Consider the following 16,862-nt stretch of genomic DNA (forward strand, 5'->3'; position numbering starts at 1 on the left):
ACAGTGTAAACTGTTAGTCAACTTTACGGATTTTTCCTTCTTTTAAGGCCTGAAGCACTGCCTTTTTCGGTCCATCTGCGACCACACATCCTTCCTCCATCACAATAAGACGGTCAACCACATCCAGCATGCTGGTTTTGTGGGTACTGAGAATGAGTGTCTCCTCTCTGCGTAAATCTTTTAGCTGCGTCTTAATGAACTGTTCTGTGCGGTTATCCATCTGGCTGGTTGGCTCATCGAGTAAAATCACAGGTGGGCGGCTTAAAAAGGCGCGAGCAATTGCAACGGCTTGTCGCTGTCCCCCTGACAATAAGACGCCACCTTCACCAACTTGTCTTTCTAGTCCTGAGGCATGGTATTGGGTAAAACTTAACACGCCCGAGCGGGCAGCGGCGTCCATAATATCAATATCATCGGCAAGTGGCTGGCCGAGGGTCATATTCTCTCTGATTGAGCCAAAGAATAGCGTCGGCTCTTGAGGGACAAAACCGACATTGCGACGAACGTCGATATAATGAAGTTGAGAGATATCGGTATCATCGATGGCAACCGAGCCTTGGGTGGGAGAATAAAGGCCGACTATCAGGCGGGCAAGCGTTGTTTTTCCTGAGCCCACTCTGCCAATAATACCGACTTTTTCGCCGGGATAAATGCGAAAGGACACTTGGCGTAAGGCGAGGGCAGTGGTGTTAGGGTAATGAAAGTCAACCTTATCGAGCTCAATTTTGCCACGCAGCATCGGGCGATGTAGATAACGCTTACCTTCGGTTTGTTCTGATGGCAATGCCATCAGTTGGTCGATGATATCGAGTGCTGATTTTGCTTGGTGATAGCGTGTCGAGAGCAAAGACAATTGAACCAAGGGCGCTACTGCTCTTGAGCTCAGCATACTTGCCGCAATCAATCCCCCCATTGTCAGTTCGCCCGCGGCTATTTGGTAAACACCAAATACAATCATACTGACGATGACAAACTGCTGAACAAAACTGGCCGAGTTATGGACTGAGTCTGTGAGACGGCGTGTTTTGATGCTCCAGTTTGCCATATGGGCCACCGCTTCTTCCCAGCGATACTGAAACTGACTCTCCGCCCCGAATATTTTAATGGTTTCAAGCCCTGACAGGCTTTCTATGAGGTTGGCATTCTTTTGTGAAGAAAGACGTGTCCCTTCCTCAATTGTGCGCCGCAGGGGCTTTTGAATTAGCCATGCATGGATGACCAATAACGTGACCGCAATGATAGGCACGATTACTAAAGGACCGGCGACAAACCAAATCACGAGCAAGAAGATGATGGCAAAGGGGAGGTCGATGAGGGTGGATATAGACGCCGAGGTAAAAAACTCGCGGATGGATTCAAATTCTTGCATATGCCGTGCAAAGGCCCCGACTGAAGGGGGCTTGGCGTCCATTCTTACCCCTATGACTTTGGCATATATGCGTGAAGAAATGAGTAAATCTGTTTTCTTACCTGCAATATCAATAAAGTAACTGCGCAGCAATTTAAGGAGCAAGTCGAAGACAAAAATGACCAAAATCCCACTCGCGAGCACCCACAGTGAATCGAAGGCCAAGTTAGGCACGATTTTGTCGTAAACGAGGCGAGAAAATAGCGGCACACTAATCGCAAAGACATTGATAAAGAGTGAGGCGATTAAGACATCCCGATAAATATGACGTGATTGCCAGAGCGTGCCCCAAAACCAATGGCCCTCATCCTTCACCTGTGCTGTTGGCGCGCGTTCATCAAAGCGATATTGCTTTTTCAGCAAAAAAAGACGCCCCAGATACGCATCGTTAAGATCATCAAGCATCACCCAACGCGGTGTCATATCCGCATGCGGCAAAACGATTTCCGCACGCCCCTTTTTCGCATCCATTTCTAGTACGACGCACGCGTCGTTATCTTTCATTAGCAAAATAGCCGGGCAGAGCAGCGAAGAGAGGCGCTCGAGTGGCATCGCTTCTTCTTTCGCGACAATCCCCGCACGTTCAGCCGCGCGGGGCAGTAAAAAAGGTGACAGGTAGCCGTCGGAGATAGGGAGCCCAGACACAAGGGCATCGGGGGAGTTCGCGTTACCGAAGTAACGCGATACATAAATCAATGATTGCAGAAGCGGATCTTTAACCATGGCTGTCCTGAGTATTATTGAAGATATAGCCTTGGAAACCATTGACGAACAGCTCGGAAAGGCGCGCAAGCTGTGCTTCTGTTTCCACGCGTGTCGCGATAGTAGTGATGTTTAAGTTATGCGCGGTACGACAAATGGATGCCAAAACATGCCCTTGGGCGTCGTCTTCTATATGACTGGTATAGGCAAAGTCTATTTTTACGTAATCGGGCTTAAAGCGTTGTAAGTAATCCAAAGACTGGAAGTTGCGGCCATAATTATCGACCCCAAATTGGAAGCCTGCTTGACGGATTTGATCGGTCAACAATCCAGTGTGGTCAGCGTGACGGACAAAAGCGACCTCTGGGATCTCAAATAACAGTTGGCCTGCCAGCTTGCGGTGCTGGTACAAGGTTGTCCCCAACCAACGAATAAATGACGCATTGGTTACACTACTTAAGGTGAGGTTAACCGCCAATGGGCCGACGCTAGCGTCTTGAGACAAGGTTTTAATCACGTGAGTAATGACATATTTATCGAGGGTTTCACCCAGTTGGAGCTGCTCTACCGCCCCTAAAAAGTGGCCAGCGCCATAATAGTGCTCATCCTTTTCTATCGCGGAAAAGACCTCTTGATGCAGCCGGTTTGATTCGCTGTCTGTGGCGGGTTGGTATTTGAACACAAACAGCTCTTTGGCCACGGCTTCATGCAGCAGTGCTTTCCATTGCTGTTTACCCATTGCAGCGTCACCGATAGATTGGTCAATCAGTACGACAGGGTGCTCCGGCGTATTGCGTGCCTGTGATAAGGCGTTATCCGCTTGTGACAGCAGCACACTGGCATCCTGATTTCCACCGCCGTTGATGGCTAACCCCACTGCTACCTTAGGCGGCGTGAGACCGGTCGGATCCGCTTGCATGTCTACTACCATGGCGAGCACACTCTCGCCGAGTAAGCGCAAGTCATCGGGGTCTGAGTTAGGCGCTAGGATCACAAATTCATCTTTGCTCAAGCGCGCTGCTGTCATGCTGTCGTCGCTGATAATCGTGGTGGTGAGGTTATTCGCAAATTGCTCAACAATACGATCCCCAGATTCGAAGCCTTGGTTTTTATAGGCCTCTCCAATGAGATCCACTTTGATTAAGGCCATACCGCCAACACCCGATTCAGTTAACCAAGATTTAAGCTGGCCAACATAGAAGCTGCGGTTGCCAAGGCCAGATACCGCATCTCGGTAGGCGGTTTTACGTAACCTATCGGCTTCTTTTGCCTGTTGTTCAAAGTAGTGTTTGAGCTGATCGGTCATGACATTAATGGCATTAACCACGGTTTTTAGCTCTGTCGTGGGAGGGAGCGGAATGGGATCACCAAACTTGTTTTTGGCGATTTCGCCTGCTTTAGCCGTAATACGGGCAAGGGGTCTCAGCGATCGCTGTAATTGCCAACCAATGATCACGGACGCGACCAAAAAGATGATTGCCAAAATTGTCCCTAACTGGACAAATGATTTCCACAGTTGCTTATACGCATAACCTGGATGCGCGACCACTTCGACTTCGGCAAGTTGCATCCAACCACTGGTGATGGTTTGTTTTTCGGTGATCACAGGGAAAACATCGAGGTCGATAAACCACTGGGGCACACCCTGGATTTGTACGGGATACTCGCGAACAATCTCACTGTTATCTGACAGCAAGGTCAGATTAACTTCGCGGTAAAAACCGCCATCAAAAAACGCATTGATCACCGACTCGGCGGCGACTTTATCATCCGATTCTAAGTAGGGTGCTAAGGCTAGCCCCATCGAATTGACCGTGTTGTTGACATCAGAGGTTTGCTGATTGAGTAAAAAGTTGCGTGTGGTATTCAGCTCGATACCGAAGACGGCCAGCACTATGCAGAAGAAAATCACTAGCATCCACGAGAATATTTGATTGAATAACGTCATCGGTGTTTACCTATCAAATTGTCTAATCGGTTTTTGCATCTTTAAGGTGTCGATACGGCTACGTAAATCGTTCCAAAGGCCAAGCCGGGAAGCGTTGCCTGCAAGCTCGCCTTGGCCGCGTTCTTTCATTAACCATAGTCGGCTACCATTGAAGCTATATATTGGCAGTAGATCGCGTCGTAACGACGCACGTTTAATTGTTGGATCTAAGTTATCGAGTAGCACCGGCTCGGATGATGGCGTTGGGTAATACGCAACGACCATATGAAATTGGTCGAGACGGATTGCTTTTACGTACACCAGGCGCAGTTTTTTATCATCAATGCCTAATTCGCGAAGAGAAAAATATTTTGCAATACTAAAGTCTTCACAATCACCGGCCGCTGCGCCAAGAAACTCTAAGGGCGTTGCCCAATAGTCTTTTTTTCCCCATAAGTCAATATCATCGACAAAATACAGCTGATTAAAAAAATCGTTCACTTTGCGCAGCTTTTCTTGCTCTGACACGCCTTGCGTATTTTCCACCATGTTGCGCCATGCCGTGACACGCTTACCCGCGCGTTCACCATAAAAACTCGACACTTGCCCCACCCAGCGTGACTCTTTGGTGGTCAGGCTCATCGCGCTGAGAGAGAGCAACAAACATAACCCGGCAATATGCCATTGCTTCATAAATATTTTCGCTTTAAGACTGAGGTCGACGCGTGAAGATGGTCCATGCTTTCTCGACATCCCCTTTAAAATTCAATACTTCACCACTGACTCGCCGATACTTATCGGCCGATTCACTACCATGCTTAGCGTCCGTCTCTCCTTTGGCAACCACGTCGATTCGTTGTGGTCTAATGCCACGATCGATAAGCGCACGTTTAACAGTCATTGCTCGACGATAAGAGAGCGCGTGATTGTAGGATGTCGAACCGTCCGCACTGGCGTGACCGGTTAAACGGAGCTCAGTATCAGGGTAATTCATGAGAAAGTCTGCCATAGCGTCGATATCGGTTATAGCGTCGGTCGTCACTTTTGCGGTATCGAGGGCAAAGAACACATCGATTTGTCGTGCTGATGCGGTGGGTGACGGGTGCTCGCTGGTAGGTTGAATGTAATTGGGACAGCCTTGATTATCAACGACGGCGCCGCGTGGCGTATTGGCGCATCTATCACGGGCGTTGATCACGCCATCTTGATCACTGTCGGTCACGTCATGAATTTGCTTGGCCGTAGGGGGCGGAGAGAGTGCCACCGTACATCCGGTTACGAGCACAAGAATGAGGCTCAGTCCGAATACTTTCATTCCGTTTCTCCTTCTGTCCCTTGCCACTGTTCGGGTAAGGATACTCTCAACGCTTCCAATAAATGACCGGTATTGTTGAGTAAACGATACTGTGCAAGCAAATGATCATAGTTTGCGTTTAGGTAAGCGCGCCTCGCCTCTAGTAACTCGTTTTCAGTATTTAGCAGGTCGAGCAGCGTTCGTCGTCCAATTCTAAATTGTTTTTCATACGCTTGCACTGTATCCGAAGCGGCATCAACTTGCTGCTGCAAAAGGACTTTTTGTTGCTCAGTGAGCTGAAACGCACTCCAAGCTAACCGGGTGCTTTCTTCCAATTGCCGATAAGCGTTATCAAAGATATCTTTGGCTCGATTTAACTCGTAGGCGCCTCGTCGGATATCGGCTTGATCGCTACCGCCATTAAACAGTTGGTAACGCACGCGTAGCATGGCGCTAAATTCATCACTAAAATCATCCACGCCGCTGACTTCATCTGCCCAAGTTTGGCTGACTTCTAGACTGATGTTTGGGTGGTGCGCCCCTTTAAATTGTTGATACTGTGATTTTGCCGCTTCAATATCGTAACGCGCCAGCTTGAGTAGTGCGTTACGTTTGACGGCTTGTTCAAGGGCACTCTCCAGTGAGGTTGGGAGGCGAGCGTCATCAATAACGGGTTGGACAGGGTTGTTTGCGGGCTCGCCAACCACGCGAAAAAATGCGGTAAAGGCATCCTCTAGGTTGGTTTCAGCGGATAAGAGGTTGGCTCGGGCCCGTGCAACACGCGCTTGGACTTGGGAAAGATCGGCCGTTGAGCCGATCCCCGTATCTGCTCGGCGACGAATATCAGACAGAATCTCCTCATGTACCGTCATGTTCGCGCTAGAGAGATCTAGCACCTGCTGGGCTTTAAGTATCTCAAGATACACTTCTGCGACTTGGAGTGCTTTATCGGAGGCATCGGAACGCAGTTGAAAGCGCTGGCTCTCAGTCTCATAACGATTACGAGCAATGTTGTTGTGTGTTTGTCCATCCCACACTAATTGCCGAACGTTGAGGGTGGCATCTTTTCTCGCAAAATCGAGGTCATCTTGCGCTTGTGTTGTATCATTATCGATGCGTTCGTAGCCAATCCCCGCATTCAAATCAACGTCGGGTAGATAGTCGCCCTCACTGGCCTTTGTTCTCTCATGAAGGCTTTGCAGCTGATGAAATGCGCCACGCAACTCAGGATCCGTGGCCAGCGTTGTCACTACGGCTTGCTCAAGGGACTGGCTATGAGCCGGCGCGACTAATCCAATTGTAAGGGCGATGAACCAAAATGGTTGCCAAGGAAAGTGGTAAGCCATAAAGCCTGTTGCCTCTTTATTCGCGCAATGCTGTTTTTTGCGCGCGCGTAATGGGATTAAGTAAGTAATCCAAAACCGTGCGTTTACCCGTGATAATGTCGACGGAGGCTGTCATGCCTGGAATTATGGGTAAGCTTTTTTCTGTGCCCAAGCTGTCTTTTTCGGCACGTATTTTGGCGAGATAAAAACTGTTTCCCTCTTCGTCTTCGATGGTATCAGCACTGATGGTTTCAAGCTTGCCATCCAGTCCGCCATAGACGGTAAAATCGTAGGCGCTGAATTTGACCACGGCATTAAGGCCTGGACGTAAAAAAGCAATATCTTGAGGGGCAATTTTCGCCTCAATCAAGAGGTTATCCTCGGACGGTACGATTTCTATAATGTCCATACCTGGTTGGATGACACCGCCTACTGTGTTGACGTGCAGCTTTTTAACCGTTCCATTGACAGGCGAGGTCACGACGGTGCGTGAGACTTTATCCTGTAATCCAACACGCCCTTCAGACATCGCGGCAATTTGCTTCTCTACTTGGTTGAGTCGCTCTTGCTGGTCGGTGCGAAACGTTAATGCAACATCAATACGTTGGAAAACAGCTTCGCGCAATGAGGAGACCACGGAAGGGAGAGAAAGCTGCGCTGAGGATAACTCACGCTGAGTATCATTTAATTGGCGCTGGAGCTTGAGCAAGTCGATTTTGGGGACAACGCCTTCATCGGCAAGCGGGCGTGTGATATCGAGCTCCTCTTGCGCGAATGCTTGGCTTTGTTCGAGATTCGCGATTCTAGACTCCAATTCGACAAGCTCTTGTTCCTTTTGCCGGATTTTCTGCGCGGTGACATAGAGCTGATTTTGAATATTAGAAAGCTGTTCTTGATATCGCGCTTGTGTCTGCGTGATCAAGTTTGGGCGTGTCGTGGTAAAGACGTCCGGAAACAAGAGTGGTTGGCGCTCAAGCAGGATACTTTCTCGCCATTGCTCAAAAGGCACGGTTTCATCGACACGAATAGCGGCGAGCAACGCTTGCAGGCGCAATCTATCTGCGCGTAGACCGAGCAACTCTTGTTCTCTTTCTCGGAAATTGGCGCGAAAGAGGGTATCGTCAATGAGGATAAGCCGTTGCCCTTTATTCACTTTGTCGCCTTCTTGGACTAAGAGCGCTTTGACCAAGCCCCCCTCAAGGTTTTGCACGACTTGAAGCTGTGAAGAGGGGATCACTTTTCCTTGTCCGACGGTCACTTTATCGAGCTGTGCTTGTGATGCCCAGGCCGTGGCGACAATCAAAAATAGCACGATAGTCCATAGCAAAACGCGAGCACTTTTCGGCGTGTTGAGCAAAAGTGCGGCCGTCTTGTCATCGATGTAATCGAGGTGCTCATCTCGGGGCAAGCTCGCGCGAGATTTATCACGTATCGCCATCTGACCCCCATCGGGTATTTCACTTCCTTCAAGCTTAGTCTATGGTGCTGATTTTTTGCAGACTTTCTCACTCTCCGAGTGGGCCAGCGCGATGAAAATATAGACCGCTCACGTTGCCAAGCCTGAGCAATGAAAAGCGTCGAGGTCATTGATCCCTATATCTGTCGCCACGGTAATAAATTGCACTTGTGTATCGTTAGGTACCTGCGCAAAATAGCTGAAAATAAACGAATTGGAGAAAGCAATGGAGTTGTCAGATATTCGAAGAGAATACACCCAAGGGGGATTGCGTCGTGACGATTTACCCGACGCGCCTATGGATTTATTTGGCCAGTGGTTACAACAAGCCATTGATACCCAAGTGCCTGATCCAACCGCAATGACTGTCGCCACTGTCGATGAAGATGGGCAACCTTTTCAGCGCATCGTTTTATTAAAAGACTTTAATCAAGAGGGGTTTGTTTTTTACACCAACTTGGGGAGTCGCAAAGCGCTACATTTGAAAAAAAACAGCAAGATTAGTTTGCACTTTCCTTGGCATTTTATTGAGCGACAAGTCCATATTATGGGTGAGGCGGAGCCTCTGAGTAAAAAAGAGGTATTTAAGTATTTCACTTCCCGCCCCAAAGAAAGCCAGATCGCGGCATGGGCAAGCAAGCAAAGCGAACGCTTATCAGCACGCTCGGCGTTAGAAGGCAAGTTTTTAGAGCTGAAAAAGCAGTTCGAGAAAGGGGAAGTGCCTGTCCCTACCTTCTGGGGCGGCTATCGAATCAAGCCCCAAAGTATTGAGTTTTGGCAAGGTGGCGAGCACCGCTTGCACGACCGTTTCTTATATCAGCGCCAAGAGGGTGATCGCTGGGCGATTGAGCGCCTAGCGCCGTAGCTTGTGACGCGGCCTTGACGATAGCGGTGGGAGACGCCATCTCGTCCTCCCAGAGTGACGGTGAGATGGCGCATGGTTGAGTTGGGGGCTGCTTGGTTAATCTCGCAGCACCACAGACAATTGTTGGGTTAATAAGCTTTCGGGAATCGCGGAGCCAAACCCTTGCGCGAGCGCATGCTCTAATAAACCTGCTTTGGAGTCGACATCGAACTTTTCGCGTAAATGCGCAAAGTGGTTCTCAATGGTTTTGACGGACACCGACAATGTCTGTGCGATCAATTGCGGTTTCTTACCATGCAGATGAAGGAAAAGGACCTCCCGCTCTCGTGACGTCAGGTGCACCTGAGAGTCACTATGGTGATGATCGTACAAGGCTTGTTCAGGGTGAGTGACGGCACGGCACACCCAATGCCCGACTTCTAAAATAGCGGTATCACTGAGCTCCTGGCCACAGAACATGACCCCACAAATATGCCCCTTTTCATTGAACCAAGGCGTTTTGGTAAACAGGTGCGCATGCCAACGGCCATTGGCATAAGGATGAATATCGAGCACACGGAGTCGCTTGCCTGTTTTCATCACATATTGGTCTTGCGCTTGAAATTGATTGGCGCAACGCGTGGTGGGGCAGGGCATATCATGGTCGGTTTTGCCTATGCAGTCTTGCGGTTGTGTAAGGCCCATGAGGCAGCAGTATTCACTATTGGCGTAGACAAACACCGACTGAGTATCTTTGCAGCCCCAGCAGCCAGGTAATTGCTCTAGCATAGACAGAGCAGGGGGAACGTGACTCATATTGCTTACCCATTCATTGTTATTATTATTGGACGCAAGCGCCCATCAAGATATAGAAAAACGGACAAGCTATTGGAGCATAAAAAAAAGCCGGCATAAAGCCGGCAAAGACAAGATTTCCCTTTCAGGACATATCCTGTACGACGTGTAGAAGAGGTTGTCGAGATACCAAGCGGATGTCTGAGGGTAAGTGACGACGCTGGTATCTGACTGCACCTAACAGTGTTAGGAACTGCTATAAACGCATTCATCGGGACAAATCGCGTTTACGGGGTTTACTATATCCAGAAGACTAGACGTTGGGTAGGGGGGATTTGACCTATTGACATCGAATCAAGCAACTTAATATAAAGATTGTTGGTTTTCGCCCGTTCAAGCAGGCTTGATCTTGTTTAGGTTGTGTCGGTGTCTAGGGTCAAAAGCATCAAGACAAAATGGCTTGCCCCCAAACAAAAAACGCCGCTACGAATAGCGGCGTTTGTTTCTACCATGGTGATGAGGCTCAGTGTGACGAGATTAAGGGGTTTTGATATCTCGCACCACGCGGAACCCAAGGTAGTTAGCGCTGGTGTTTTCGCCTAACTCCAAACGCTCGGAAACGCGTGAGCGTTGAGGTGAAAAGTTCCACGCACCGCCACGGGCGACTGGCGTATCATTGCTCACCCACTCCCAAACATTCCCCGCGGTGTCATAAACACCGAATGGGTTAGGCGGAAAGCTTTTAACCGGTGAGGTGCGGTCGTTTGACCATACTGTGCCACTCCAGCCTGTATTGGCGTTGCCGACACCGATTTCATTGCCCCACCAGTAATCGCTTTCCGTGCCACCACGGGCGGCCACTTCCCACTCAACATCGTTTGGAAGTGCGTAGCGCTGCCCCGTTTGTTGGCTTAGCCACTTGGTGTAAGCCTCGGCATCATCTTTATTCACACAAACGACCGGAGAGTCAGCCGCTTGATCAAAGCCGGGTTGACGCCAATCTGTCTCTAGGCTTTGGTTGATCTCGCCATTCACCAGCATATTGCAGCCATTGCCTTGTTCAGCCGCGGTGACATAACCGGAGGCTGTCACAAAGGCGTCAAATTGCTCCACCGTGACGGGCGTTGCGCCCATCGCAAATGATTGCTGAATAGCCACATTTTCACGTGCATCTGGCCCTACTTTGTATTCGCCAGCGCCGATCACCACCATTTGCGGTGCTTCGAGATTGTTGGCAACAGGGTCAGTGAACTTTTTACCTGGGCTTGGCGGCTGATTAGGCTGCTCTTTCAGTTTGGCCCACACCACTTGATCTTTACCGAGGTAGACTTCGCGATCATAAGGCACAAAACCAGGTTTAGTGACCGTTAAGTCATGATTGCCCACTGGCAGCATGAGTTCTACGGGCGTACTTCCGTATGACACATCATTAATGGTCACACTGTCATCGTAACGATTAGACCGTATTGTCACGTTAACCCAGCGTTTCGCCTGCTGTTTACGATTGGCTTGCTGCTGTGCTTGGGTGGTTTCAACACAGTATCTGTCTTCAAGATCAAGCAGTCGACATGCCGCCGTTTTATCAGGACGGCTTACCAGCTCCGCTTTAATACGCGTTGTGTAGTCCATGCCACCGGTAAAGCCTGCGTCAACGACTTCACTGTTAGTGACGTGGATATTAAACGCGACTTTATCGATGTTTTGCTTCACTGCATTGGATTCGGTGACAAAGTCCGTTACCTGGCCTCGGAAGTCACGAATCGCTTTTTGCATGGTCAGCGTCTCACCTTGGTTCGCGCACGCCGACAATGTCATGTTGGGCGAACAGGTCAAGCTATGGACAACTTCAATAGTGTCTTTTTGGGTGAGCTCTTTACGTAGACGTTCCGCGCGTGCTTCGCGCATGGCCTCATGTAAATTCTCAAGGGTTGTTGCCAATAGTGCTTGTTCTCGTTCAAGTTTCGCCAGTCGTTTCTTCTGCTCGATAATGGCGGACTCGTTGGCAGCTTGTGTTTGCTGGTGGTTGTTCACCTGCTGCCATGCTTGTTGGTAGGCCTGCTGATACGGGCTGATATCTGTGCTCGGATCGGCAATTAAATCCTGAAATTTCGCATCCAGCTCTGCTTTAGCATTACTGCGTTTGCGTTTCAGGTTGCTCAGCTCATCTTCTAACGTCGCGCGCTTGACCAAAAGGTCATCCAATTTCGCCTGCTGCAGAGCCAGTTCATCGTTTCGAGCCTCCAACGTATCTTCTTTATCGCGGAGTTTCTCAACCAACTCACTGACCGGATCGAGATTATCAGCGGAAGACGCGTTTTCAGCGAACGCCAACTCGGTTAGCAGTAGGGGAGGGAGCGCTAAGCATAACGCTTTTATATATTTCGTTGTCATAGTTCCCTTGCTTACGCATGTCGCAATAATAATACCTATGTCCAAAAAGTAGACTATCACGGAAACCCGCGTTGCCACGCAAACCGTGCTAATTATTTGACGGCAGTCAGCATTCTGCGACGTGATCGGTGCAACTGTGCTCATGGTTTTTATGTTTATGCGAGATTACCTTAAGCGGTGGCTTGCTTCAAATAAGATTGCGTGAAGACACGATAAAACGGAAGAATGATCAAGGTGTTGATCCCCTTTGATCGCCTCGAAACAATGATCAAGTCAGTGAGGCTTTCATCGAACAAGGTTTAAATGTTTGAATTTTATATTTTTTATCTATTTTTGTGGTGGTTTTTTTATCGCGTTACATCCGGCTTTCATCCGATCAACAAGAAATACATGAGGGATCCTTCGCATTTTTAGCGTCAAAATGACAGAGGCCGTAAAAAATGCACTACTTGATCATTGTTCCGTAAAGTTGAGAATAAGCACATAGAATCCAGTCGCACACGGGTGATAAGCGTGCCAGAATGAGGAAAAGGTACTTGAATGTTGGCGGCAAACCCGTAATCCGCACCGAGAGGGATAGCCATGGTGGTGAAAACACCCAAAGTCTCTGAAGTGATCGCCTTGCCTCGGCAACAGCTTCACCATAGCCATGAGTACAAGCAGGTCGTGATTGGTCTGCAAGGGCAAACGGAATTCGATGTTGATGGGCGTGGCAGTCTGGTTGGCCCAGGCCAAGGCTGTTTGGTGGAGGAATCACACGAGCATGCATTTACCGGGGTTGGACGTAATGAAATTCTGGTGATTAATCTTCCATACCAAGAATGGGTGGGGCATGCGTCCATGCATGACAACATTGCGCGTTTGTTTAGTCGCGAGCCTTACTTCCAACTCGACACTCACGCGCAAATGCTGATCAAGGCGCTGACCGCAGAGATGATCGCCAACCCGTCTGATTTGCTGCTTAGCCGCGCTTGTGCGGATACGCTGATGTGCGTGTTACATCGCCATTTCCGTGATCATGTTTCTCCGCGACGTGATGGTCACCGTTTAAACATGGATATCATTGACCGTTATATTCATCAGCACATCAGCCGCAAAATCTCGGTGGCGCAGTTAGCGGGCAGTGTTTTTCTGGCTGAAAGCCAATTCCACCAGTTATTTAAAGAGCAGGTGGGCACCACGCCACATCAATATGTGCTTGAAAAACGCTTTGCCTTAGCGAAACAACTGATTAAAGAAAGTGAATTGACCATGGCACAAATTGCCGATAGCTGCGGTTTCTCTAGCCAAAGCGGTTTCACTAATGCATTTTCTCGCTATTTTGGCCTCTCGCCTGCCAAGTTTAAGGGCTCGGTTTAAGCTTGGCCCGATATGCTTTCGCCGTCTCAGGCATCAATAATATGCACTTCATTTGTTATGCCATTATGGCGATCGACAGCTTTATTTGTTAATCATCGGAGGATTTTGCAATAATGCCGGTGTATTTTGTAAGACCCTACTGATAGACCACGCATAGAATCGATCGCAAAGTAACAATGACGTAACATTTTTCCTGCCCGAGTTTGGGAGGACGTGAGTGAGGATACCACTATGTTTAAAGCCATCGATGCTATGCAGCCCTCGTTTATCGAGCGCCCACTAGCGCAGATCTGGTCTGAAATCTCTCCGCTGTATTGCGTTGACGAAAGCCTATGGCTTCAACAGTTAATTCCCTTAGCGGAAGCCACTGACAGTGAGCGTGAGCAAACACGTCGTCAAGCCACGCAGTTGATTGAGCAGGTACGGGCGGATAAAAAAGCCGTTCAAATGATTGATGCGCTCTTGCTTGAGTACAGCCTGGATACCCGTGAAGGGATTTTGTTGATGTGTCTGGCTGAAGCGCTGATGCGCATCCCTGATTCGCACACCGCCGATGCACTTATCCGCGATAAACTGAGTGTTGCTGACTGGAAAGCCCATTTGCGCCACTCCGACTCCCTGTTTGTTAATGCCTCAACGTGGGGACTGATGCTCACCGGAAAAGTGGTGACCTTGGATGAAAGCACCGAAGGGAAACCAGCCTCTGTTATAAACCGTCTTGTTAACAAAATGTCCGAGCCGGTGATTCGCCAAGCCATGCATCAGGCGATGAAAATCATGGGCCACCAGTTCGTGCTTGGCCGTGATATTGATGAGGCGCAAAAGAACGGTGAAGGCCCCCGCAATAACGGCTTTACCTACTCATTCGATATGTTAGGGGAAGCGGCACTCACTCAAGAAGATGCTAAAGCCTACTTAGCGGACTACTTACAAGCCATTGAATCTGTGGGCGAAGCCAAATCTAGCTACCAAGGTCCATCGCCGTCGGTGTCGATTAAGCTGTCGGCTTTGCATCCGCGCTATGAAGCAGCCAACTACGATCGCATGATGAACGAAATGTTCGACACTGTGTTGGTACTGCTCAAGCGTGCCCGTGAAAAAGATGTGGCGATCACCATTGATGCTGAAGAAGCGGATCGTCTAGAACTCTCGCTAGCCCTATTTGAAAAGCTATATCGCGATCCTGTGGTTCAGGGCTGGGGTAAATTTGGTTTGGTGGTGCAAGCCTATTCAAAACGCGCGCTCCCTGTGATTACCTGGTTAGCGGCGTTAGCAAAAGAGCAAGGTGATGTGATCCCAATGCGCTTGGTAAAAGGGGCGTACTGGGATAGCGAGATTAAACTATGCCAGCAAGGTGGACACCATGGCTATCCGGTATTCACCCGTAAAGAGGCGACTGATGTCTCTTATCTCGCCTGTGCCCGTTTTCTGTTGAGCGAGCATGTCCGCGGCCTCATTTATCCGCAATTTGCCAGTCATAACGCCCATACCATCGCCGCGATAGCCTCAATGGCATCCCATCAAGACTTTGAGTTCCAGCGCCTTCATGGCATGGGTGACGCGCTGTACAACCATGCAAAAGCCTTATTTAATACCGAGGTGCGCATTTATGCCCCAGTAGGCAGCCACAAAGACTTGCTCCCTTATTTGGTGCGTCGCTTACTGGAAAATGGCGCAAACAGCTCGTTCGTTCACCGTCTGGTCGACGCGCGTTGCCCGATTGATGATCTTATCGCCGATCCTGTCGATACATTGCGTGCCAATCAAACACTGCATAACGATCGTATCCCTCTGCCGTTAGATATCTTTGGCCCCTCACGCAAGAACTCTCAAGGCGTGGCGACCGATATCGACTCAGAATGGCAACCATTCACTGCAAGCGTTGCGCCTTTTATGGGCGCGCACCAATGGCAGGCCGGCCCCATTGTCAATGGCCAACGTCTGGCTGGTGACACGCATCCTATCGCTGCGCCTTATGATCGCGAGGAGCCTGTCGGCCAAGTTGACTGGGCGACGTCTGATCAGGTGAACAATGCACTCGATATTGCCGCGAATGCTTACCCAGAGTGGTCGAAAAAAGCGGTTAGTGAGCGTGGTAAGTACTTACTTGACCTGGCTGATAAACTCGAAGCGAATTTGGGTGAATTGGTGGCGATTTGTCATCGCGAAGCCGGTAAAACGATTCACGACAGCATTGATGAAGTGCGTGAAGCGGTCGACTTTTTGCGTTACTACCCCGAGCAGGCCAAAGCGTTGCAGGGCGAGCCGCTTTCATACACAGGCTTTGACGGCCAGATACAGTCCGTAAGCTATCAAGGTCGTGGCGTATTTACCTGTATTAGCCCGTGGAACTTCCCATTGGCTATCTTCTTGGGGCAAGTCAGTGCGGCGCTGGTAGCCGGTAATACCGTGGTGGCAAAACCGGCAGAGCAAACCTCCATTATCGCTTATCGCGCGATTGAGTTGCTACTTGAAACCGGGATCCCAGCTGGCGTTATCCAACTGCTCCCGGGCAGTGGACCTGTGGTGGGTGCGCCATTGACCGAAGACAGCCGTATTGCCGGTGTGGCATTCACAGGGTCAACGCCTACTGCTCAGCATATCACACGTACATTGGCTGAGCGTGACGCTGATCCTGTGCCTGTGGTGGCAGAAACCGGCGGACAAAACGCCATGCTGGTAGACAGTACCGCATTACCTGAGCAAGTGGTGCGTGATGTATTGCGCTCAGCGTTTGCGTCCGCGGGTCAGCGCTGTTCAGCCCTGCGTGTTCTGTACATTCAAGAGGATATCGCAGACCGTGTGATTAGCCTGATTAAAGGCGCAATGGCTGAGTTGTCGGTGGGGCGACCAGAGCGCCTTTCTACCGATGTGGGACCGGTGATTGATCAAACCGCGAAAGACAAATTGCTTGCTCACATTGAACAAATGAAGCGCAGCGGCAAATTGGTCACCCAAGTCTCGCTCTCGTCTGAGTGTGATAAAGGCACCTTTGTCCCGCCAACGGCCTTTGAAATTCGCAGCATTGACCAGCTGAGCGAAGAGCACTTTGGTCCGATTTTGCACATTGTTCGTTATCGCGCAAACGAACTCGACAAAGTGATTGATGATATCAACCGCACTGGTTTCGGTCTGACAATGGGTGTGCATAGCCGTAATGAAACCACATGTGCTCATATTGAGCACCGAGCGCGCGTGGGTAACTGCTACGTAAACCGCGATCAAGTCGGCGCGGTGGTTGGGGTTCAGCCATTTGGTGGCCGTGGCCTGTCCGGCACCGGCCCGAAAGCGGGCGGACCACATTATCTCTACCGCTTTACACAAGCGTCAGTAAACGTTCAATAAGTCGGTTGGTATCAAG

At 49.7% G+C, this 16,862-nt stretch carries 11 protein-coding genes; 3 read left to right on the plus strand and 8 right to left on the minus strand.

Annotated elements, in window-relative coordinates; translation table 11 throughout:
• Nucleotides 1–13: 13 nt before the first annotated feature.
• Genes EHW56_RS05070 through EHW56_RS05095 form a run of 6 tightly spaced genes read right to left on the minus strand, consistent with a single transcriptional unit; the run spans nucleotide 14 to nucleotide 8,094 of the window.
• Nucleotides 14–2,131: a type I secretion system permease/ATPase gene (locus EHW56_RS05070; RefSeq protein ID WP_152798774.1), complete on the minus strand. Its 2,118-nt coding sequence runs from the start codon at nucleotides 2,129–2,131 to the stop codon at nucleotides 14–16.
• A complete protein-coding gene (locus EHW56_RS05075; RefSeq protein WP_152798776.1) occupies nucleotides 2,124–4,058 on the minus strand; it encodes an EAL domain-containing protein in 1,935 nt (644 codons plus the stop codon). The genes EHW56_RS05070 and EHW56_RS05075 overlap by 8 nt, the downstream gene beginning before the upstream one ends.
• A gap of 6 nt (nucleotides 4,059–4,064) precedes the next feature.
• Nucleotides 4,065–4,730 (minus strand): transglutaminase-like cysteine peptidase, encoded by a 666-nt coding sequence (locus EHW56_RS05080; RefSeq protein ID WP_046075590.1) that lies wholly within the window; start codon nucleotides 4,728–4,730, stop codon nucleotides 4,065–4,067.
• A 13-nt stretch (nucleotides 4,731–4,743) separates the two neighbouring features.
• Entirely contained in the window at nucleotides 4,744–5,352 is a 609-nt protein-coding gene (locus tag EHW56_RS05085) for an OmpA family protein (RefSeq protein WP_152798778.1), read from the minus strand.
• On the minus strand, nucleotides 5,349–6,677 hold the full coding sequence (locus EHW56_RS05090) for a TolC family outer membrane protein (RefSeq protein ID WP_152798780.1): 1,329 nt from the start codon (nucleotides 6,675–6,677) through the stop codon (nucleotides 5,349–5,351). The genes EHW56_RS05085 and EHW56_RS05090 overlap by 4 nt, the downstream gene beginning before the upstream one ends.
• A 16-nt stretch (nucleotides 6,678–6,693) precedes the next feature.
• Nucleotides 6,694–8,094 carry an HlyD family type I secretion periplasmic adaptor subunit gene (locus tag EHW56_RS05095; protein ID WP_077579440.1) on the minus strand — a complete coding sequence of 467 codons (1,401 nt, stop codon included), beginning with the start codon at nucleotides 8,092–8,094 and terminating at the stop codon, nucleotides 6,694–6,696.
• A gap of 244 nt (nucleotides 8,095–8,338) precedes the next feature.
• Here EHW56_RS05095 and pdxH point away from each other — a divergent pair, with 244 nt between their 5' ends.
• Nucleotides 8,339–8,977 carry a pyridoxamine 5'-phosphate oxidase gene (pdxH, locus tag EHW56_RS05100; RefSeq protein ID WP_046075586.1) on the plus strand — a complete coding sequence of 213 codons (639 nt, stop codon included), beginning with the start codon at nucleotides 8,339–8,341 and terminating at the stop codon, nucleotides 8,975–8,977.
• A 96-nt stretch (nucleotides 8,978–9,073) separates the two neighbouring features.
• Here the strand turns inward: pdxH and EHW56_RS05105 are convergent, their stop codons facing one another.
• Together EHW56_RS05105 and EHW56_RS05110 are read right to left on the minus strand one after the other, a co-directional pair.
• On the minus strand, nucleotides 9,074–9,772 hold the full coding sequence (locus EHW56_RS05105) for a PAS domain-containing protein (protein WP_152798782.1): 699 nt from the start codon (nucleotides 9,770–9,772) through the stop codon (nucleotides 9,074–9,076).
• Nucleotides 9,773–10,288: 516 nt separating this feature from the next.
• On the minus strand, nucleotides 10,289–12,142 hold the full coding sequence (locus EHW56_RS05110; protein WP_046075584.1) for an SUMF1/EgtB/PvdO family nonheme iron enzyme: 1,854 nt from the start codon (nucleotides 12,140–12,142) through the stop codon (nucleotides 10,289–10,291).
• A gap of 582 nt (nucleotides 12,143–12,724) precedes the next feature.
• Here EHW56_RS05110 and EHW56_RS05115 point away from each other — a divergent pair.
• Together EHW56_RS05115 and putA are read left to right on the plus strand one after the other, a co-directional pair.
• Complete coding sequence (locus EHW56_RS05115; protein WP_077606648.1) at nucleotides 12,725–13,501, plus strand: AraC family transcriptional regulator; 777 nt, start codon at nucleotides 12,725–12,727, stop codon at nucleotides 13,499–13,501.
• 231 nt (nucleotides 13,502–13,732) lie between these two features.
• A complete protein-coding gene (gene putA / locus EHW56_RS05120; protein ID WP_152798784.1) occupies nucleotides 13,733–16,846 on the plus strand; it encodes a bifunctional proline dehydrogenase/L-glutamate gamma-semialdehyde dehydrogenase PutA in 3,114 nt (1,037 codons plus the stop codon).
• Nucleotides 16,847–16,862: the final 16 nt, after the last annotated feature.

Source organism: Salinivibrio sp. VGrn1, assembly GCF_009377995.1.
GTDB lineage: Bacteria > Pseudomonadota > Gammaproteobacteria > Enterobacterales > Vibrionaceae > Salinivibrio > Salinivibrio siamensis.

Bases quoted from the DNA above. Each gene is read 5' to 3' on its own strand.
- EHW56_RS05070 (WP_152798774.1), bottom strand. From the start codon at position 2,131: ATGGTTAAAGATCCGCTTCTGCAATCATTGATTTATGTATCGCGTTAC.
- EHW56_RS05075 (WP_152798776.1), bottom strand. From the start codon at position 4,058: ATGACGTTATTCAATCAAATATTCTCGTGGATGCTAGTGATTTTCTTC.
- EHW56_RS05080 (WP_046075590.1), bottom strand. From the start codon at position 4,730: ATGAAGCAATGGCATATTGCCGGGTTATGTTTGTTGCTCTCTCTCAGC.
- EHW56_RS05085 (WP_152798778.1), bottom strand. From the start codon at position 5,352: ATGAAAGTATTCGGACTGAGCCTCATTCTTGTGCTCGTAACCGGATGT.
- EHW56_RS05090 (WP_152798780.1), bottom strand. From the start codon at position 6,677: ATGGCTTACCACTTTCCTTGGCAACCATTTTGGTTCATCGCCCTTACA.
- EHW56_RS05095 (WP_077579440.1), bottom strand. From the start codon at position 8,094: ATGGCGATACGTGATAAATCTCGCGCGAGCTTGCCCCGAGATGAGCAC.
- pdxH (WP_046075586.1), top strand. From the start codon at position 8,339: ATGGAGTTGTCAGATATTCGAAGAGAATACACCCAAGGGGGATTGCGT.
- EHW56_RS05105 (WP_152798782.1), bottom strand. From the start codon at position 9,772: ATGAGTCACGTTCCCCCTGCTCTGTCTATGCTAGAGCAATTACCTGGC.
- EHW56_RS05110 (WP_046075584.1), bottom strand. From the start codon at position 12,142: ATGACAACGAAATATATAAAAGCGTTATGCTTAGCGCTCCCTCCCCTA.
- EHW56_RS05115 (WP_077606648.1), top strand. From the start codon at position 12,725: ATGGTGGTGAAAACACCCAAAGTCTCTGAAGTGATCGCCTTGCCTCGG.
- putA (WP_152798784.1), top strand. From the start codon at position 13,733: ATGTTTAAAGCCATCGATGCTATGCAGCCCTCGTTTATCGAGCGCCCA.